General features: G+C 62.2%; 17 protein-coding genes and 1 pseudogene. 11 read left to right on the top strand and 7 right to left on the bottom strand.

Annotated features, from left to right (window positions below):
• Window positions 1-33: 33 nt before the first annotated feature.
• Window positions 34-1,083, top strand: coding sequence for an acyltransferase (locus NL528_RS05165; protein WP_309181643.1), 1,050 nt, complete (start codon window positions 34-36; stop codon window positions 1,081-1,083).
• A gap of 87 nt (window positions 1,084-1,170) precedes the next feature.
• Entirely contained in the window at window positions 1,171-2,232 is a 1,062-nt protein-coding gene (locus NL528_RS05160; protein ID WP_309181642.1) for an MBL fold metallo-hydrolase, read from the top strand.
• Window positions 2,233-2,255: 23 nt separating this feature from the next.
• Here the strand turns inward: NL528_RS05160 and NL528_RS05155 are convergent, their stop codons facing one another.
• Window positions 2,256-5,453 carry an adenylate/guanylate cyclase domain-containing protein gene (locus NL528_RS05155; protein WP_309181641.1) on the bottom strand — a complete coding sequence of 1,066 codons (3,198 nt, stop codon included), beginning with the start codon at window positions 5,451-5,453 and terminating at the stop codon, window positions 2,256-2,258.
• Between the two features lie 220 nt (window positions 5,454-5,673).
• On the opposite strand from NL528_RS05155, the gene NL528_RS05150 reads away from it, so the two are divergent.
• From NL528_RS05150 to NL528_RS05135, 4 genes are all read left to right on the top strand, one after another.
• The gene (locus NL528_RS05150; protein ID WP_309181640.1) at window positions 5,674-5,922 is read left to right on the top strand and encodes a hypothetical protein; all 249 of its coding nucleotides are present in this window, start codon (window positions 5,674-5,676) and stop codon (window positions 5,920-5,922) included.
• Window positions 5,923-5,983: 61 nt separating this feature from the next.
• Window positions 5,984-6,118: a hypothetical protein gene (locus NL528_RS05145; RefSeq protein ID WP_309181639.1), complete on the top strand. Its 135-nt coding sequence runs from the start codon at window positions 5,984-5,986 to the stop codon at window positions 6,116-6,118.
• Between the two features lie 133 nt (window positions 6,119-6,251).
• Window positions 6,252-6,500: a hypothetical protein gene (locus tag NL528_RS05140; protein WP_309181638.1), complete on the top strand. Its 249-nt coding sequence runs from the start codon at window positions 6,252-6,254 to the stop codon at window positions 6,498-6,500.
• Window positions 6,501-6,566: 66 nt separating this feature from the next.
• Entirely contained in the window at window positions 6,567-6,764 is a 198-nt protein-coding gene (locus tag NL528_RS05135; RefSeq protein WP_309181637.1) for a hypothetical protein, read from the top strand.
• Window positions 6,765-6,856: 92 nt separating this feature from the next.
• Here the strand turns inward: NL528_RS05135 and NL528_RS05130 are convergent, their stop codons facing one another.
• A complete protein-coding gene (locus NL528_RS05130) occupies window positions 6,857-7,351 on the bottom strand; it encodes a type II toxin-antitoxin system HicB family antitoxin (protein ID WP_309181636.1) in 495 nt (164 codons plus the stop codon).
• A 111-nt stretch (window positions 7,352-7,462) separates the two neighbouring features.
• Here NL528_RS05130 and NL528_RS05125 point away from each other — a divergent pair, with 111 nt between their 5' ends.
• The 3 genes from NL528_RS05125 to NL528_RS05115 all read left to right on the top strand — a co-directional run bounded on the left by NL528_RS05125 (window position 7,463) and on the right by NL528_RS05115 (window position 9,313).
• On the top strand, window positions 7,463-8,683 hold the full coding sequence (locus NL528_RS05125) for an IS701 family transposase (protein ID WP_309176641.1): 1,221 nt from the start codon (window positions 7,463-7,465) through the stop codon (window positions 8,681-8,683).
• 202 nt (window positions 8,684-8,885) lie between these two features.
• Window positions 8,886-9,041, top strand: a complete 156-nt coding sequence (locus NL528_RS05120) for a hypothetical protein (protein WP_309181635.1) — start codon at window positions 8,886-8,888, stop codon at window positions 9,039-9,041.
• 137 nt (window positions 9,042-9,178) lie between these two features.
• Window positions 9,179-9,313: a hypothetical protein gene (locus NL528_RS05115; protein ID WP_309181634.1), complete on the top strand. Its 135-nt coding sequence runs from the start codon at window positions 9,179-9,181 to the stop codon at window positions 9,311-9,313.
• 24 nt (window positions 9,314-9,337) lie between these two features.
• Here NL528_RS05115 and NL528_RS05110 read toward each other — a convergent pair whose 3' ends face one another.
• Both NL528_RS05110 and NL528_RS05105 read right to left on the bottom strand, forming a co-directional pair.
• Entirely contained in the window at window positions 9,338-9,739 is a 402-nt protein-coding gene (locus NL528_RS05110) for a MarR family transcriptional regulator (RefSeq protein WP_309181633.1), read from the bottom strand.
• Window positions 9,740-9,837: 98 nt separating this feature from the next.
• Complete coding sequence (locus NL528_RS05105) at window positions 9,838-10,695, bottom strand: SDR family NAD(P)-dependent oxidoreductase (protein WP_309181632.1); 858 nt, start codon at window positions 10,693-10,695, stop codon at window positions 9,838-9,840.
• 330 nt (window positions 10,696-11,025) lie between these two features.
• Here NL528_RS05105 and hemA point away from each other — a divergent pair, with 330 nt between their 5' ends.
• Window positions 11,026-12,255, top strand: a complete 1,230-nt coding sequence (gene hemA, locus NL528_RS05100) for a 5-aminolevulinate synthase (protein WP_309181631.1) — start codon at window positions 11,026-11,028, stop codon at window positions 12,253-12,255.
• A 126-nt stretch (window positions 12,256-12,381) separates the two neighbouring features.
• Window positions 12,382-15,888 carry a hybrid sensor histidine kinase/response regulator gene (locus NL528_RS05095; RefSeq protein WP_309181630.1) on the top strand — a complete coding sequence of 1,169 codons (3,507 nt, stop codon included), beginning with the start codon at window positions 12,382-12,384 and terminating at the stop codon, window positions 15,886-15,888.
• A 280-nt stretch (window positions 15,889-16,168) separates the two neighbouring features.
• On the opposite strand, the pseudogene NL528_RS05090 reads toward NL528_RS05095, so the two are convergent.
• The 3 genes and pseudogenes from NL528_RS05090 to NL528_RS05080 form a co-directional block, all read right to left on the bottom strand.
• Window positions 16,169-16,455: pseudogene (locus NL528_RS05090) on the bottom strand (transposase); the annotation flags it as partial.
• A gap of 316 nt (window positions 16,456-16,771) precedes the next feature.
• Window positions 16,772-18,709: a hypothetical protein gene (locus NL528_RS05085; protein WP_309181629.1), complete on the bottom strand. Its 1,938-nt coding sequence runs from the start codon at window positions 18,707-18,709 to the stop codon at window positions 16,772-16,774.
• Window positions 18,690-19,076: a hypothetical protein gene (locus tag NL528_RS05080; protein WP_309181628.1), complete on the bottom strand. Its 387-nt coding sequence runs from the start codon at window positions 19,074-19,076 to the stop codon at window positions 18,690-18,692. The genes NL528_RS05085 and NL528_RS05080 overlap by 20 nt, the downstream gene beginning before the upstream one ends.
• Between the last annotated feature and the right edge of the window lie 150 nt (window positions 19,077-19,226).

Genomic DNA, 19,226 nt, shown 5'->3' with positions numbered 1-19,226 from the left:
CCATTGTCGGGCGCAGGTTAAAAGCCGCTCGACATGAGGAGCGAAGCAGGCGGTGGAAAACTTGAGGGGCTACAGGCGGCGCGCGCCATCGCCGCGCTCAGCGTTGCCTATTTCCACTCCTATGTGGCGCTGCGCGGCTTTCCAGAGGATGCGCAGCATCCAATCCCCTTTCTGAAGGCTTGGGGCTTTCTCGGCGTTGATTTCTTTTTCGCGATCAGCGGCTTCGTCATCTGCCTCGTCGCTTCAAAGCCGGATTTTGCCCCCACGGCTTTCGCGATCAAACGCCTGTTTCGCCTCTACCCCATGTACTGGGTGGCGATGGCTATCGTTGCGGTCTTGATCCTGGAGGACAGGTTCCCGGATACAATCGACTTGGGGCGCTACCTCTACTCAATGACGCTGCTGCCGCAGCATGGGCCGTCGGCCTATCAGGTCAGTTGGACCTTGGAGCGTGAGCTCGTCTTCTACGCTTTGGTGGCAATTATCGTTCCGTTCGCCGGCATTGCCGGTCTTGCGGTCGTTCTGGCTGGACTTGCTTGGGCCGGATTTGTTTATCACGATCCGTGGTCATTTCATCTGGTATCGATCAGGCAGGGCGATTTTCTGGGCGGCGTCCTCGTATTCCTTTTCAGCAGGCGAATTCGCCTTGCTTCGTCAACAGCGGGCCTCGCGCTTGCGGCGGGCGTATTCGCGCTGGGCTACCTCTGGTTCGTCCCGTCACGCATATTTCCGTTCGCCACCGCTATCTGTCTCGCACTGGTCCTGCTCGGGATGATCAATCTGCGCCTTCCGTGGGAGCACTGGTCGCTGCGTTGGCTGGTGATGGTCGGTAACGCTTCGTTTTCTATCTATCTACTGCACGGCCTCCTCCTGTATTATGGTCCCTGGTTCAGCGCCAAGCTCGGCAATTTGCCCGCGTGGCTGTGCGAGCCTTGGCGATTTGCGATGCTCGCTGTCACGTGTGTCCTCTCTTATGCGACCTGGCAGCTCATCGAACTGCCGATGATCTCGTTCGGCAACAGATTGATAGAACCGCCCGAGGACATGCCGGCGGAGATCGTCGCACCACCCGAGAGAGCTTGACTTGGGGCGGGTAGTTCTCAGTTCTTTGCAGGGGTCGCAGCCGAAATTCGGCTAGCGCCGCCCTCATTGAGCGGCTAAGTCGATACCATGCATTCGAAAACAGACAGCGTCCATTCCTCGGCTGAGGCACTGCGATACCCCTGGGAAAACCACCCCGGCCACGATCAGGTCGTCGAGGTAATGCCGGGCGTGTTGTGGGTACGGCTGAAGCTGCCGTTCCGGCTCAATCACGTGAACATCTATCTGCTGGCCGATGGCGACGGCTGGGCGATGGTGGATTCCGGATTCGGCAATGAGGAAACGATCGCGGCCTGGACCACGCTGTTCGACGGCCCGCTTAAGGCCGTGAATGTCTCCCGCCTGATCGTGACCCATTCGCATCCCGACCATGTCGGTCTTGCGGGCTGGATCGTCGAGCGCTTCGACTGCCCGCTTTATATGTCGCAGGTCGAGTACCTGCAGTCGGTCTATCACCAGAACCGCGGCACCGAAGAACGCAAGCTGGCGCAGCGGCTGTTCTTCCGGCGCCACGGCATGGACGAGAACCTGACCGACAAACTGCTCGGCCGCGGCCAGGATTATCTGAAACGGGTGTCGGTGCTGCCGCCGGCCTATCGCCGCATCTCGCATGGCGACGAAATCTCGATCGGGACGCGGCGCTTCAAGGTCATCACCGGCGGCGGCCATGCGCTCGACCAGGTGATGCTTTATTGCGCGGCCGACAAATTGTTCCTGTCGGCCGATCAGGTCCTGAGCAAGATCTCGCCCAATGTCAGCGTCTGGGCGGTCGAGCCCGACCAGAATTCGCTGGGTGAATATTTGGCTTCGCTGGCGAGCCTCACCACCACCCTGCCCTATGATTTGTTGGTGCTGCCCGGCCATGGCGTGCCGTTCTACGGCTTGAAAACCCGCATCAAGCAGCTGGCCGATCACCACGAGGACCGCTGCCGGCTGATCGCCGATGCCTGCCGGGAAATCCCGCAGACCTCGAAGGAACTGGTGCCGGTCGTGTTCCACAAGCACGTGCTGGACGTGCACCAGATGGGCTTTGCCGCCGGCGAACTGATCGCCCACGTCAATTACATGCTGGTCGAGGGACGCCTGACCTCGGAAGTGACCGACGGCGTGCTGCGCTTCCGGACGACGTGACGCCTTACGAGCGCGTCCTTATCTTATCCCCGGTTCCCAACGTGGGTGATCTCGGAAAGGGACGCTTTGGCGCGACGATGGAAGATGACGGCGCCTTGACGCCGGGCAATGTCGAGGGCGGCCGCAAAGGCCAAGCGCGCCTCGTCCGCATTGCCGCGATCAAGCGCTAGCAGACACGCGCCGCGCAAGCGATAGATCTCCGGCAAATAGAAGCCAATGCCCGGCTCCTCTATCCCGGCGATGGCGCGATCGAGATGAGCGAGGCCATCCGCCGGTCGGCCGGCGGCCAGCAGCACTTCGGCGGCCAGGCCAAGATAATATTGTGGAAGCGGACCCACCCTTGTTGCATTGTCGATCTCGGCATCGATCAGCCGCGCGGAGTCGGCGACGCCCGAGCCAATCGCGGTAGCCCAACCGGCCAGCACCAGGCTGCCCGCGCGCCACGGCAACAGGCCGAATTTTTCCGCCAGCCCTGCCGCGCGATGAGCTGCCGCAAATGTGGCATCGCGATCGGCCCCAAGCTGGTGGCCGATGCCGCTATTGTGGAGCCCATGAGCGAGGCTGTTGGGATGGTCGAGCATTTCGGCGAGGGCGACCGCCTGTGCGAGGTTTTGCCTGGCCTGTTGGCCCTCGCCCGCCAGCTGCAATGAGTTGCCGCACTGCGAATGCGCGCAAACGCCGGGATCGTGACCGCCGAATTGATGACCAAGGTGACGATGGCGCGTCATGTCATAGCGCTCGATACCGTTCCGGCAACCGTCAATTCCGCCCATGACGTCGCCCTGGAAAAAGGCCGTCGACCACTGGCAATGGTGCGCCTCGAGTAACAGTTCGTCGTTGCCGGAGCGTTGCGCCAGCGTGACGAGTTCGCTTGCCCGGTCGCGCGCCAGCGCGGTCTTGCGCCTGAGATTGGCATTGATCCACAGGCCCCATTTGGCCTGGAATAACTTGGCGCCTTCACCCAATTTCTCGCCGATTTCGCTGGCCCTTGTGTAGGCATCCTCCACATCGACACTCTGCAGGCCGCGAACGACGACCAAGGCGGAGCCGAGCTTGAGCAGAAAATCCAATTGTCGGCGCATCCCATCTTGGGTCGGCAATGCTTCGGCGCGTCTGAGACCCGCCGAGAAATGTGCGATCGCTTCCGGATAAGCCGAACGGCTCACGGCCTGATCGCCGGCCCGCATGCGATAGTCGCAGGCGGGCACCAACAGGCCGGCCTCGCCGAAATGATGCGCCAGCAAGTCCGGTTCGCTGGCGGCAATGCCGGCGAACTGCTCCTCAAGCGCTTTGGCGATGCGTTCGTGCCATTCGCGCCGACGCGCCAAAAGCAAACTCTCATAAGCGGCGTCCCGCACCAGCGCATGCTTGAAACTAAAGCTCCGTTCCAGACTGCGCTCCTCGGGAAAGACAATTCCCGCTGCAACCAGCTTCACCAGCGTGGCCTCAAGTTCGCCGGCACTGCTGGGGGCAACCGCATCGAGCAGTGAAAAGGTGAATTGCCGGCCGATGACGGCGGCGATCTGAGCCACTTCGCGCGCTTCGCCGAGGCGGTCGAGACGGGCCATCAGCGAATCCTTGAGCGTCGTCGGCACCGCGCTGTCTCCACTCGCCGATTCCATGACGCTCTTCGTCAACTCCTCGACGAACAGTGGGATGCCGTCAGTTTTAGCGACGATCGCAGCGACCGTTTCCACGGACAAGCCGTGCGCAGCGGCGACACCGGCGACCAATTGCGTGCATTCCCCGCGTCCCAAACGACCGAGGGTCAACAGCGTCGCATGCGGCCGCGCCAGCCAGGGCGGTGTGAAATCCGGACGCGCGGTTACCAGCGCAAGCGCTCGCGTCTTGCCGAGACTGTCGGTCAGACGCATCATCATTTCAAGCGTGGTGGCGTCGATCCAATGGGCGTCCTCCAGCACGACGATCACCGGATGGCTCTCGCCCATACGAAGAAACTCGTCGACGATGAAGGCCAGTGTCGACGCCTTGCGTTGAGCTGGCGTCTGCGCCGGCGCTCCCTGCGCTGCAAGCGGGAGCGACATGAGATCGGCCAACAACGAAAGCCCTGCCGTATCGGTAGCCGTCCGCTGCGCAAACAGGGCGCCAAGTTTCTCGATCCTTGCATTCGGCGTATCTGTTGCGGTGATGCGAGCAGCGCGATTGAGGTACTGGATCACCGGATAAAGCGCGCTATCGCTGTGATAGGGTGAGCATTGCAAATTGATGCGTGCATAGGGCTCGCTGGCAAGCGCTTCATGCAGTGCCTCGATCGCGCGCGATTTTCCGATGCCCGCTTCGCCGATTACCGTGACAATCTGGCCTTCACCTTGCCGCGCCAGCTGCCAGCGTTCGAGCATTAACCCCATTTCATGGGCGCGGCCGATCAGTGGCAGATTCCGACCGGTGCGAATCGCGGCAAAACGGCTTTCGACCGACGCTGCACATCGCACGCGCCAGGCCGGCACCGGGCGGGCGAACCCTTTCAATTCGTGTTCTCCCGTGCTCTCGAGCTCAAACAGCCCACCCAGCAGATTCTGGGTCGCCTCACTGAGGATAATGGTGTCAGGCCCGGCAAGCGCCTGCAGCCGTGCGGCAAGGTTGGGGGTTTCGCCGACAATGGTGCGCTCTTGCGCCGTGCCGATCCCGATGATTTCGCCGACCACGACGAGGCCGGTGGCGATGCCGATTCGGACCTGCACCCGCGTATTGTCTGGCAATTCGATGCTGCCGGCTTCCGCCAGGATGCCGATGGCGGCGTGAACGGCGCGTTCCGCCGCATCCTCGAAGGCACGGGGAAAACCGAAATAGGCCAGAACGCCATCGCCCATGAACTTGGCGACGTAGCCTCCGTATCTCCCGATCGCGCCGGCGGCCGCATCCTGATAACGCCGGATCAAACTCCCGAGCAGCTCGGGATCGACCTTACCTGACAGCGCTGTGGATCCCACCATGTCGGCGAACAAGACCGTCACCTGACGCCGCTCAGCGTCGCCCGGCCCCGAACCTTCGTGGTGGGAGGGCTTCGGTGGGGCGGCCTCATCGCCACGTCCGGCGATCGCCTTCAACAGCCTGCGGCGGTTGCCCAGCGATAGGCCAAGCTGTTCGAGATCGCGCTCACTCAGTTCGGGCAGGATATCGAGGTCGATGTCGTTCGCCTCGAATGCATCCGCATATTGCTCGAAATTGTGCCGGCGCAACCAGTCCCGAAGACCGCCCATGCGTGAGTTCCCCACACCACCCGCGAAGCGCGGACTGGCACATACATTCGAATTGTAGGCCAGCCGGCGACGCAGAAGAAGCCAAGGATCGAGGCGAACCCCAACAAATCCATAGCTATTCGGCCGCAAAGGGCGCACGGTCGGGCATGCGAGTCTCCATGCCGCGCCAGACGAACGTGCCTGTTCGAGCCTTAAATCGCGCCGGCCTTTTGCTGCCGCCATGGTGACGCTGTCGGCACTGCTTTTTGCGAACGGACTGCCCAACCTTCCAGCGTTGCTGATCGAGCCGCACCGCAACCCCGGCGGAATTTGGCGCATCAAATTCAGCTATGAGACCAGCGAACCGCTTTCGATGAGCGCGGTCCAGGCGTCGACAATGGCCTCATCGCTTCATGAGATCGGCGAGGCCGAATTGGCCGACGAGATCGACGGCGCGCTGAAAAGTGCGGCGCGCTATTCGTCGATGTGAAGTTCTGCATTCGATTACGGCGTCATCAACAAAGCCAACCACATACCCAAGGGAGATCGACATGGCCAAAGGCGAGCAAAAGGGCAATCGGGAAACCAAGAAACCCAAGAAAGAGAAGATCAAGACCATCGCCGCGGCGCCAAGCCAGAAGACCGCGGGATGGCAGCCGACCTTCGGTTCCGGCAAAAAGAAATAGCGCGCGGCTAACGTCAGTATCTGCGCCCTTTCGGGCGGTCGGCTGTAATGGCGGGCGCGCCTGCGTTGCGTGGTGGCATGTGGCTGTTTGATCGTGGCTGCGCCGGGCGGTGCCGCCCTCATAAGGAAATTCGATGAAAACTGCTCTCTCCATATTGGCGCTCTTCGTATTCGCGCAAAGTGCTCTGGCCGCAGGCCCGAAATGCAGTGCTATTGAAAGCACGAGCGCACGGCTCGCCTGCTATGACGCGGCCTCTCCTCCGAAAGTAGAAAAGCCGGCAGCGGTTGAAAAAGCGGGCTCGCGCCCTGAATACAACGACCCCTTCCTTGCGGAAGACGCCCGAACCACTGCCAAGCTGAACAATATCTGCCGCGGTTGTTGAAGACGGCGGCAAGCACGACGGCTCCGCTTTCTCGCGGACGAACGAACAAGACGCGAAAGCACACCAATGGCCAAAGCGTCCGACTACCGAATCGTCACGTTTCAGCGGAAACCCGGGCAGTGGCGCGCCAACATCACGCCGGTCGTTGCTCCAGCTACGATCACGCGGGGCGCGATCCTGGGATTTGTGACGGCGGAAGACAGCAGCTCGGAAGAAAATGCCGTGATCGCGGCAGGTCGTGCGATCAAGGAATTGGAATCGTAGCCCGGATTTCACCGCGCTCGACGCTTGCGCAACGCCATGAGTTCGCCGAGTCGATCGGGTGCGCGCCGAGATCCCGGGACGTTCCGTGCGACTTACCGCGCCGGCTTCCTGGCCGGCGATTTCCCGGTTCGCAGCCGGCCTGTCTTGTGCACCTTCGAGCGGGCCTCCGGCAAACCTTCTCGGAAACCGGGGAGGTGGACCAACGCAGTACTGGCGGCGAGGCCGAAGAAGCTGGAGCGGCTCATGCCGAGTTCGGCCGCACGCCGGTCGACCCGGCCGATCAGGCTCTTCGGCAAATAGACATTGACCCGCTCCGACGGATCCGGCGGGTCCACTCCGACAATGAAATAAGCGAGGAAGTCGCAGCCCTTGGGAAGCATGATCCGTGCGATCGGCGTCGGCTCGGGAAGCGGCCGGTCCTGCTCGAACAGCGCATCGACCGCTTGCGCCAGCGCGTTCTCCGCCCTTTCGATGGCTTTCTCCTGCGATGTCCCGCCGGCGACGCAGTCCGGAAAATCGGGAAACCACGCCCCGAACGTCCCCTTCGGGCCGCGCTCCAGCACCGCCGGATAAAGCCGTCTTTTCATTTGGCCGCCTCCCTGGATTATGCTATTTCACACACTTCTGGTGTGTTTAATCACACACCACCCTAGCATTACAGTTGCTTTTTTTGCGGGCTTCTGAATCCATGGGCAACCATGATTCGAATGTCGTGGGCGCGGGCCGCGTCGGTTGAGGAGACGCTTGCGTTGTGGGCGGCGTCGCTTCGAGAGATCAAGCAACGGATACGTCCGTTGTTCACGCAAGAGCGTGTTGCGACGAATGCAGGTCTATTCCTGGAAGGTCTGCTCGGAGATGAGCAGCGCAAGACCGGTTGGATGCGCGCGGAGGCGGCTGGCGATCCCGGCCCATGGCGGCAGCAGGCGATTCTGGGTCGTGGAGACTGGGACGCCGATGCCCTGCGCGATATCGTGCGCGACTACGTCATCGAGCATTTGGCGGATGACGATGCGGTGCTGGTGATCGACGAGACCGGTTTTCTCAAACAGGGCAAAGCGTCATGCGGAGTGGCGCGGCAATACACTGGTTCGGCAGGGAAGATCACGAACTGCCAGATCGGCGTCTTCGCTGCCTACGTTTCGCGTCATGGCCATGCGTTCATCGATCGCGCGTTGTATCTCCCGAAGGAATGGACCGACGATCCGGATCGTCTGGAAGCCGCATATGTGCCTGCCGATGTCGGCTTTGCGACCAAACCAAGGCTTGCGACGAGAATGATCGCACGCGCGATAGCCGCGTCTGTACCATTCAGGTGGGTTGCCGGCGATACCGTCTACGGTGTTGGCAACATCGAACAGCAGCTACGTCGGGCAGGCAAAGGCTACGTGCTTGGGGTCAGCAGCGCTCATGTGTTTCGATCCTGGGGCAAGCGACCGCCGGTCGCCGGTACGGCTGCAGACCTCGCCCGGACGCGGCACTCATCCGACTGGAAGCGCCTGTCGGCGGGAGCCGGAACCAAAGGACCGCGGCTGCACGATTGGTGTTATCTCGAATTGGCCGATCTCGAGGCCGAGCAGTTCAACAGTGCAAATGACGGTTTGTGGACACGCGGTCTACTGATCCGTCGTCGCATCGCCGATGATGACCTCGCCTTCTTCACCACCTGGTGCCCAGCGGGAACAGCCCTTGAAACGCTGGTCGCGGTCGAAGGCCATCGATGGGCGATCGAGGACGGCTTTGAAACCGCGAAAAACGAGTTCGGGCTCGATCACAACGAGAGCAGATCCTGGCATGGCTGGCACCGTCATGTGTCCTTGGTGATGCTCGCCTTCGCCATGATGGCCGCGATCCGACATCGCGCCAATCCGCCACCGCCCAAAAAAACGAAACGGCGCCCCCCGGCAAAAGCCAAAGCATAACCACCCCACCACTGATCCGTTGGTCAATCCAGGAAATCCGCCGCATTGCCATCAGACTTGCGCGAAAGCGGATTCAACCCGCACACATCATCGCATGGTCTTTTTGGCGCAGAGCTCACCAGGCTGCCGCTCAACGCGCCCACTTCAAATCAAAAAAGCAACTGTAATGCTAGCATCGTCGCGCGGGACGGGAAAGGGACGGATGGATCGGCAGGACGAGCTCCGCATCATCCGCGCGGCCTATTCGAGGCAGGTTCTGGCCGCCCGGCGCGGCGACGATCCGCGCCTCGACGCCGCGCAGCCTGGTCTGTCGCTGCCGACCGGCATCCTTGCCCGCGTCAATGGCTGGCTCGATTGAGCCTGCTTCCAATTCGGTGAAAATGGGCGCACGATCTTTAAATGCGAGTCCTCATGTCGCGGCGAGCGAACTTCCGTGTTCAAAGGCTGCGGCCGTGATGATCGCCGCGTCATCAACATACCCAAGGGGAGACCGCCATGGCCAAAGGCGAGCAAAAGAGCAATCGGGAAGCCAAGAAACCCAAGAAAGATAAGATCAAGACCATTGCCGCGGCGCCAAGCCAGAAGGCCGCGGGATGGCAGCCGAACGTCGGTACCGGCAAGAAGAAATAGCGGGATCCGCGCATTCCCAGGCGGTCACTCCGCCTCGAACGCCTCGATGAAGCGCATCAGAAACTCGCGAAAGACGGCCTGATCTTTCGGCGAGAAGGCGCTGAACACCCGTTGCTCGATCGGGTCGACCTGCTGATGCGCGGCGTGGAGCGCCTCGCGTCCGACCTCGGTCATGTGCAGTTCGAGCACGCTGGGATGCCGCGGGTGCGGTGATCGCGTGATCAGACCCTGCTGCTCCATGGTCTTGAGCAAAATCATCATGGCCTGCGGCGTAACCAGGCAGGCGCGTGCCAGCGTCGCCGCGGTGATCCCCGGCTGCCGATCGAGTTCGAACAGCGCCACGTATTGCGACGGGGTCAGGCCGACCGATTTCAACGCCGTGCTTTTGGTCCGGACCATCGCCTGCTCGGCGCGCTTGACCAGCATGCCAAGGCGCTCCGGCTCGGAAGACGGATGCGACGAGGACCTGCCGTCGACAGCTTTGCGCGCGGAAGATTTGTGCCCTGGCAATTTGCCTTTGCGGTTCACTTCCACGGCACGATCGCCCCGCTGCGCACCACCGAGCCGAACGGGCCCGGTTCTTCCCGGCCGACATGGACCAGCTCGCCATAGAAGGATTCGTCTGGCGAGGGGTCGAGCGCGAGGTCCAGAAGCGGGCCCGCAACCTCGTCCGGCTGCGGCGCGCCGGTGAGGTCGAGCCAGGCGCGCGACGCTCCGGTATCGATCAGACCCGGCGAGATCGATGCGATCAGGATCCCGCGCCGCAAATCGTCGGCGCGGCGCTGGCCCGCGAGCACGCGCACGGCCGCAACCTGGCCGATCTTGGACGGAATGTTGATCCAGGCCGGCCAGGCCTGGCCCGGCGCGCGGCCGGAGCGCACCGCGTCGCGCCAGCTGCAGACCGCGCGGTCGACGTCGTCGAGCGATTGCAGGTTTTCGAACCGCGGGTGCAGCGCCGGCGCCAGCGCGCGCAGGCTGCCGGCCCGGCTTGCAACCACGAACAGCCGCCCGCCGTCGCGCAGCAGCGGAGCGAAGCTGCGCAGCACATGCGTGGTGCCCAGATTGTTGGCCTCGACATAATAATCGATCACGGCGCGCGGATCGTCGTCGGGCTGCACCCGCGCGTAATGATTGGAAAAGACGATATCGACGCCGCCATGGCGCGAGACCAGCAGGTCCGCGAACCGTTCGACCGCCCCTGGCCTGGCGACATCGAGGACTTCGCCGCGCACCTCCGCCCTGGCGTTCGAGAGACGCTGCACGGATTCGGCGACGCGGGCCGGGTCGCGACCGGTCAAATACACGGTGTCGGTGGGCTCGAGCCGCTGCGCCAGCCCCTCCGCGAGCGAGAAGCCGAGATTGCGCGTCGCGCCGGTGATCAATGCTATTCTGTTCATAACTTTATTGTTATCAACATATTGATAAGAATCAAGGCCCACGAGGGGAAATTTTCGACCCGATCCGCACGACGCCGGGCACTTTCGATTTGATGTTTCAGCGGTCGGGAGCGGCAGCGGCGGTCGGCGCCGCTTCAAGCGAACGCATCACCCGCTAGCGTGTTGATCAAGATCAACTTTTGTCACACCTAGGTATGATCCCGGAGCCCCGCTCAAATGTGGGATTCCGCATGGACATCAAAGCTGGAAAAGCTCTAAAAAGGCACAGTTCCAAGAAGGATGGCCGCACCGGCCAGTTCCGCTCCGGGTCTTGCGATGGATTACAGCAAATTCTTCAGTGCCGCCCTCAACCGCCTGCATGACGAGCGGCGCTACCGCGTTTTCGCCGATCTCGAGCGGATCGCCGGCCGGTTCCCGCATGCGGTCTGGCACTCGCCGAAAGGCCAGCGCGACGTCGTGATCTGGTGCTCCAACGACTATCTCGGCATGGGCCAGCACCCCAAGGTGGTCGGCGCCATGGTCGAGACCGCGACCCGGGTCGGCACCGGCGCCGGCGGCACCCGTAACATCGCCGGCACCCACCATCCCCTCGTGCAGCTTGAAGCAGAACTCGCCGACCTCCACGGCAAGGAAGCCTCGCTGCTGTTCACCTCGGGCTATGTCTCGAACCAGACCGGCATTTCGACCCTCGCCAAACTGATTCCGAACTGCCTGATCCTGTCGGATGCGCTCAACCACAATTCGATGATCGAAGGCGTCCGCCAGGCCGGCTGCGACCGCCAGATCTTCCGTCATAACGACATGGCGCATCTCGAACAGCTGTTGATCGCCGCGGGCCCGGACCGGCCCAAGCTGATCGCCTGCGAGAGCCTTTATTCGATGGACGGCGATGTCGCCCCGCTCGCCAGGATCTGCGATCTCGCCGAGAAATATGGCGCGATGACCTATGTCGATGAGGTCCATGCGGTCGGCATGTACGGCCCGCGCGGCGGCGGCATTGCCGAGCGCGACGGCGTCATGCACCGGATCGATGTGCTGGAAGGCACATTGGCAAAGGCGTTCGGCTGCCTCGGCGGCTATATCGCCGGCAATGCCGACATCATCGATGCCGTCCGCTCCTATGCCCCGGGCTTCATCTTCACCACCGCGCTGCCGCCCGCGATCTGCTCGGCCGCAACCGCCGCGATCCGCCACCTGAAGACCTCGAACTGGGAGCGCGAGCGGCACCAGGACCGCGCCGCCCGCGTCAAGGCGATCCTGACCGCCGCCGGCCTGCCCGTGATGTCGAGCGACACCCATATCGTGCCGCTGTTCGTCGGCGACCCCGAAAAGTGCAAGCGAGCCTCCGATATCCTGCTCGAGGAGCACGGCATCTACATCCAGCCGATCAACTATCCGACGGTCGCCAAGGGCACCGAGCGCTTAAGGATCACGCCGTCGCCCTACCACGATGACGGCCTGATCGACGGGCTCGCCGAGGCGCTGCTGCAGGTCTGGGAACGGCTCGGCCTGCCGCTCAAGCAAAAGTCGCTGGCGGCCGAATAACCTTAAGCCTCTCCGGGCCCGAAAATCGGATCCTGGGCCGGCCGCGCACGATGCGCCGCCGGTCTGATCCGGCTATACTCCCGTCTTGCGACGGCGCAGCCGTCGCGCGCCAGGGAGACACGCAGCGTGCTGCACGACTGGGGCGTCATCGCCGCCGCATTCGCCTATATCGGGTTGCTGTTCTTCATCGCCAGCCATGGCGACCGGCTGTCGTCGACCCAGCGTGGCCGCGCCAGCGGCCTGATCTACCCGCTGTCGCTGGCGATCTACTGCACCTCCTGGACCTTCTTCGGCTCGGTCGGCTTCGCCACCCGCACCAGCGTCGACTTCCTTGCGATCTATGTCGGCCCGATCCTGATGATCGGGCTGTGCACGCCGCTGCTGCGCCGCGTCATCCACCTCGCGAAATCGCAGAACATCACCTCGATCGCCGACTTCATCGGCGCGCGCTACGGCAAGAGCCAGGCGGTGGCCGCAACGGTGGCGATGATCGCGATCATCGGCTCGGTTCCCTACATCGCGCTCCAGCTCAAGGCGATGGCCTCCTCGCTCGAGACCATCCTGAGCGAGGACCAGGCGTTCTCCTCCATCCCGATCATCGGCGACATCGCACTGGTCGTGACCCTCGCCATGGCCGTGTTCGCGGTGCTGTTCGGCACCCGCCAGACCGACGCCACCGAGCACCAGCACGGCCTGATGCTGGCGGTCGCCACCGAATCCATCGTCAAGCTGGTGGCGTTCATCGCCGCCGGCGCCTTCGTCACCTTCTGGATGTTCTCGCCGCATGAACTGGTCGAACGCGCGATGAAGACTCCCGAGGCGGTGCGCGCGATCAACTATGTGCCCTCGATCGGCAATTTCCTGATCATGACGCTGCTGTCGTTTTGCGCGATCATGCTGCTGCCGCGCCAATTCCATGTCAGCGTGGTGGAGAATTCCAACAGCGCCGAAGTCAGTCGGGCGCGCTGGCTGTTCCCGCTCTATCTGGTCGCCATCAACTTGTTCGTGATTCCGATCGCGATCGCGGGCCTTATCATCTTCCCGTTCGGCGCCGTCGACAGCGACATGTACGTTCTGGCGCTGCCGATCGAGGGGAATTCGCCATTGCTCAGCGTCGGCGTCTTCATCGGCGGGCTGTCGGCGGGAACCGCGATGGTGATCGTGGAATGCGTCGCGCTGTCGATCATGGTCTCCAACGACATCGTGCTTCCGCTGGTGCTGCCGCGCAGCGGGGAGATCCATGCGGCGCAGAGGGACTTTGGCAACTTCCTGCTGAAGGTGCGCCGCTTTGCGATCTTCGCCATCATGGTGATGGCGTATTTCTACTACCGCGCGCTCGGCAATACCCAGTTGGTGGCGATCGGCCTGCTGTCGTTCGCTGCGGTTGCGCAGCTCGCACCGGCGTTTTTCGGCGGCCTGTTCTGGCGTGGTGGCACCGCGCGGGGCGCCATGGCCGGCATGCTGGTCGGGTTCGCGGTGTGGCTCTACTCGCTGTTCATCCCGAGCTTTCTGGAAACCTCTACCGCCGGCCTGATGCTGCTGCAGCACGGCCCGTTCGGCATCGAGGCGCTGCGTCCGCAGGCGCTGTTCGGCGCCGAGCTGCCGCCCTTGCTGCACGGCGTGCTGTGGTCGCTCTCGCTCAATATCCTGGCCTATGTCGTGCTGTCGCTGGCGCGCCTGCCGTCGTCGATCGAACGGCTGCAGGCCGACCTGTTCGTTCCGAACACGCTGACGCCGATCGCGCCGACGTTCCGCCGCTGGCGCTCCACCGTGACCGTGCAGGACATCCAAAGCACGGTGGCGCAATATCTCGGCCCCGACCGCGCGGCCCACGCCTTCGAGGCCTTTGCCGCCGCCCATCCCGGCAACCTCGACCCGGCGGCGCCCGCCGATTTCGAACTGCTGCAGCACGCCGAACGCCTGATTGCGTCCTCGATCGGGGCGGCCTCCTCGCGCCTGGTGATGTCGCTGTTGCTGCGCAAGCGCACCGTCTCCGCCAAGGCCGCGCTCAAGCTGCTCGACGATTCCCACGCCGCGCTGCATTTCAACCGCGAGATCCTGCAGACCGCGCTGAACCATGTGCGCCAGGGTATCGCGGTGTTCGACGCCGATCTGCAGCTGATCTGCTCGAACCGGCAGTTCGGTGAAATTCTGGCACTGCCGCCACACCTGGTGCAGCTCGGCATTCCCTTGCAGGAAATCCTCGAATTCATGGCCGCCGTCAGCGCGTCCGGCTTCGGCGACAGCGACAGTTTGATGCGCCGGCTCGCTGCCTACACCACCGAAGGCGACCCCTATCTGGAGCGGCTTCCCGACCGCCATATGGTGATCGAGGTCCGCTCCAACCGGATGCCGGGCGGCGGGCTTGTCATCACCTTCTCCGACGTCACGCCGAGCTTCGAGGCCGCCGAGGCGCTGGAGCGGTCCAATGCGACGCTGGAGAAGCGCGTGCGCGACCGCACCGAGGAGCTCACCCGCCTGAATTCCGAGCTGGCGCTCGCCAAGAGCACCGCCGAGGACGCCAATATCTCCAAGACGCGGTTTCTGGCCGCCGCCAGCCACGACATCCTGCAACCGCTGAATGCCGCGCGGCTCTATGTGACGAGCCTGGTCGAGCGCCAGAGCGGCGGCGAGGATTCGCGGCTGGTCGAGAACATCGACGACTCGCTGGAGGCGATCGAGGAAATCCTCGGCGCGCTGCTGGATATTTCCAGGCTCGACGCCGGCGCCATGACGACCTCGATCACGAGCTTCAAGATGGCCGATCTGATGCGCTCGCTCGAGATCGAATTCGCGCCGATTGCGCGGGCCAAGGGGCTGAAGCTGAGCTTCGTGCCCTGCTCGCTGCCGGTGGAATCCGATCGTTTGCTGCTGCGGCGGCTGCTGCAGAACTTCATCTCCAACGCCATCAAATACACCCCGCGCGGGCGCGTGCTGGTCGGCTGCCGCCGCCGCGGCCAGTCCCTGCAGGTCGGCGTCTACGACACCGGCGTCGGCATTCCCGTCCTCAAGCGCGGCGAGATCTTCAAGGAGTTCCACCGTCTCGAGCAGGGTGCGCGGATCGCGCGCGGCCTGGGGCTCGGGCTCTCGATCGTCGAACGGCTCGCCCGTGTGCTCAACCACGGCATCGCGCTCGACGCCAATGCCAGCGGCGGCTCGGTGTTCTCGGTCACGGTGCCGACAGCAAAGGCGGTCAACTACACGGCGGCCGTCACCAGTGCGACGCCGCTGTCCAAGACGCCGATGAGCGGCTCGCTGATCGTGTGCATCGAGAACGACGCGGCGATCCTCGACGGCATGAAGACGCTAATGACCGCCTGGGACGCCGAGGTGATCGCGGTCGCCGATCCCGAAGCCGCGATCGCGGCGATCGAAACCGCCGGCCGGCGCGTCACCGGCCTGTTGGTCGACTACCATCTCGACCGCGGCAACGGCGTCGCCGCGATCCGCGACATCCGCCGCCGCTTCGGCGACACCATTCCGGCGATCCTGATCACGGCCGACCGCAGCCCGCATGTCCACGCCGCCGCGCGCGAGGAAAAGATCGCGGTGCTCAACAAGCCGGTCAAGCCGGCATCGCTGCGCGCGCTGATCGGACAATGGCGCACCCAGCAGATGGTGGCCGCGGAATAGAGGGTCCCTGAACTCAACCGAAGCCCGACGGGCGCAGGCGGGACCGCGCGCTGTCCAGGCTTGCCGGCCGCAAGGCCGAGGCGGTCTTGCTCTCAACCAAAATATCGCAAACAACCCCATGCAAAGTAACAAGGGATCGCTGGCATGGATGCTTTACACGCGAAAACATTTTGACACGTCGGGCAAATCACCGGCACTATTCCAGCATTGCGTAACTTGAGACCGCTTCTGGCCCGCCAAACAGTTGTTGGCGCGTGTAGAGACTAAGAATTCCGACAATTGAATCCTCATTAGCACGTAGCCAAATGCGAATTGCTGCGAGTTTGACGAACGCTAGGTAGTTGGCCGCGAGTTGTCGTGCCGGGTCGCGACGCGCCGACATTGCTTAATCTTGTTGAAGAACCGTTCGATCAGGTTGCGCGCGCGATATAGATACGAGCTGAAGCAGATCCGGTCTTTGCGATTTCGTTTCGGCGGAATGTTCGCCCATGCTCCTTGCTGGCGGGCAAGCTCCCTGATCCAGTCTGCATCGTATCCGCGATCCGCGAGCAGCCCCCTCACCCCTGATGTCTTTGAGTTTATCAGAGCAGCCGCCGCAAATCTCGAAGAGCAAAAGCATTGACCAATATCTGCAGGTCCAATCGGTCCAGAAAGGCCGGTGCGAGCCAGCTTCTCTGGATCGGCTTACCAACCAGGACGAACAGCGCGAGACCTCGCGCCAGCGCGTCGGACGGCGATCGACGAAGATGCAGCTCAGCTGGTCGCCACTCGCGCCGGAGGTCCGGTAGTGGCCCATTGTGTCATTTCGCAGCAACGCAGCAATTCGGTCGCTATTGGTGCATAGCAGACTCAGGCAAGCTAACCGCTCGGCAGATTTATGGGTTCACGGCCTAGCACCTGTCTTGCGAAATTCTGTATCCGCCTTTGCGGGCAACGGCTTGCGCTTTTTGATATAGAGGACCGCCTCGTACGGCAGATCCCACTTCTCTGTGCTGCGCGCAAACAGCACGATCGCTTCAACGCCGTCTGCATCAAGCGCCTGGTTGCTGAGTCCCTCCATCGTTCTCCTGATTTCGGCGCGCAGTTGTTCGGGAAAGAGGTAAAAGCCCACCCGTGCCTTGTGCTTCTGGGATGGCTGGATCTGCATCGAGTTGACATGGCCCGGTTCACGATAATTCTTCCGGACCATGGCGCGCAGCTTATCGAGCGATCGCTCGATGCGGCGCTGTTCGGAAGGACTGGCTGCACCGAGGAGATGAAGGCCAACCGTCGTCCATCCGCCTGGCCGCCGTTCGTTCAACCGGTCAATGATCTGCGTGAAAAAAACGCTCAGGTTTGGTTTGGGTTTTGGCATCGCGATTCCCAAATCCAATCCGTCGTAGTAGCGATCGATCGGACCCGACATGCCGGCAACCGTGAACAACATGTCTTTGTCGGGAAGGACAAAATTGAAGCCGTTTTCAAGATAGAGCCCGAGGAAATCCAGCTCATCACCCAAAAGGTCATGAACCTTCTGGAAATGCGCGCGTTCGCTGAGGTAGTGCAGGAGCAAGAGCGGCTTGTCGAGGACCTCGACGATACACAATAGATCAGCGATCAACACTGTCGGCGCGAGTTGATGATCTTTCGGCACCCAGCCGACTTTCTTGAACTCCCCTTCCGCCGAGCTAAGAACCGAAAGATCGTCCAGCGTCACCGAAAGCCGGATAACGCGGTCGACGGCCTCCGGATCGATCCCCAGACCCGCCACGACGGAAATCGAATCCGTATCCCCCGATTGCGCCTTGGCAACCAAATTGGCCAGCCGCTCGGACTGCACGGAAGGAGCGAGAACCATCTGCTGAACATGCCGCTTCACGCGCGCGGGTGCCCCCCGCAGCCCTTCGGGCGTCAGGCGGTTCGCCTTTGCTTCGGCGGCAATCACCGTACGATCGATGACAACCAGGACGTCCGTCTCAAATATCTGGTCGCCGATCTTCCATTTAGCGCCGGGCGTGACGTCCGCGCCGGGAAACGCCGCACGCAACGTAGTCTCCAGCTTTTTCTGAAGATAGTTTGAGCGCGTCTTCTCCACCGCCTCCTTAAGTCCGGCATCGCCTGCGAGCCGGTCCATGATGCGGTGGATGTGGCTGAAGACAGCCTGGGGCATCGGTAGGAAAAAGGAAGTACCGAGGTCTATTGCAGGCGCTTCCCAGAAAGGGTTGCCAAGGAACAGATGCTCGGTCTTCGCTTCGGCAAGGGCCCCCGGTGACAATGATATGGCGCGAAACGCGCTCTCTACGACCTGTGAGGGACGGCTCGACAGTTTGGCGATCTCGTCCGGCGTAAATGTTCCGAAGTCGGAGAGCCGGAGGTCATAGTGCGCCATTACGGCGGCCTTTGCGCCATCAAGGTCAATACCAGGCATAGCGGCGAGCATGTCTTCCGCGTTGCCGACCAACCCAGGCACGTTCTTGAAATAGAGCCGGAAAATCTGCCGCGGATTATTTCCCCGCAAAACCCTGCGAAATCTCTCCCAATGTTCGGTCTGCCGTCGCTCATATTCGCTGACAGCGCAATGCATCACCTCAATCAAATCCGTGCAGCTAAACCCATGATGAGAAGCGAAGGGGGCATCCAGGGCCCCGTAAAGCTCTTTCGAGATCTGGATGACACGGCCAAAGTGCGCCCAATTCCGAACGGCCATTGTGTGCAGACGAATCCGTTCTTGCAGCGAGAGCACCGCAAGTTCCTGCTCGTCGGATACCTTCTCGGCGTCGAGCGTTCGTTGCAGAAAGAACGTGTCTGATAGCTTGGGCAGGCTATCGAAGACTATCTGCATGATCTCCGGCAGCACCGGAGCCGGGCCCCACCGGTCCGGCGGGATTGATGGCCTGAAGCAGCTCGGCGTGGTGCTGCAGGACGTCCTTAAGGGGCTTCTTCTTCGAGCCGTCGCGCGACCCGACGAAGGTTAGCAGGTTGTATGCAGCAAAAGAGGCCATGATTCCGATTGGATCATGGTGTCGAAGTTGGTCTTTCACCAACTCGAGGGTTTTTGGAAAGTCGGCCACCGCTGCGAGAGCTGTCTCACGCATCGCAGCTTTGAGCTTTGGGTGATTTTCCTCGCTAACGGAAAAGGCCTCAAATTTGAACTTAGACCTTTGCTCTTTGCGATTGCCTGTATTGGGTCGCGACCTACGTTTGCTCATGTGCCATCATAGCACGCCTTTAAATCTGGCAGGCAGTCCTCATGGAAACCGGTAGTGGCAGGCTGCCGGTCGGATGCTCCGATGTGCCTCTACCGAAGCGAGAGGTGCTGCAAGCAATTGAAGTCAGGGAATGTCATCGTTCCTGCGGCT

Origin of the sequence: Bradyrhizobium sp. Ash2021, assembly GCF_031202265.1 — a bacterium.
GTDB lineage: Bacteria > Pseudomonadota > Alphaproteobacteria > Rhizobiales > Xanthobacteraceae > Bradyrhizobium.
This window is presented reverse-complemented; position numbering and strand designations above follow the sequence as displayed.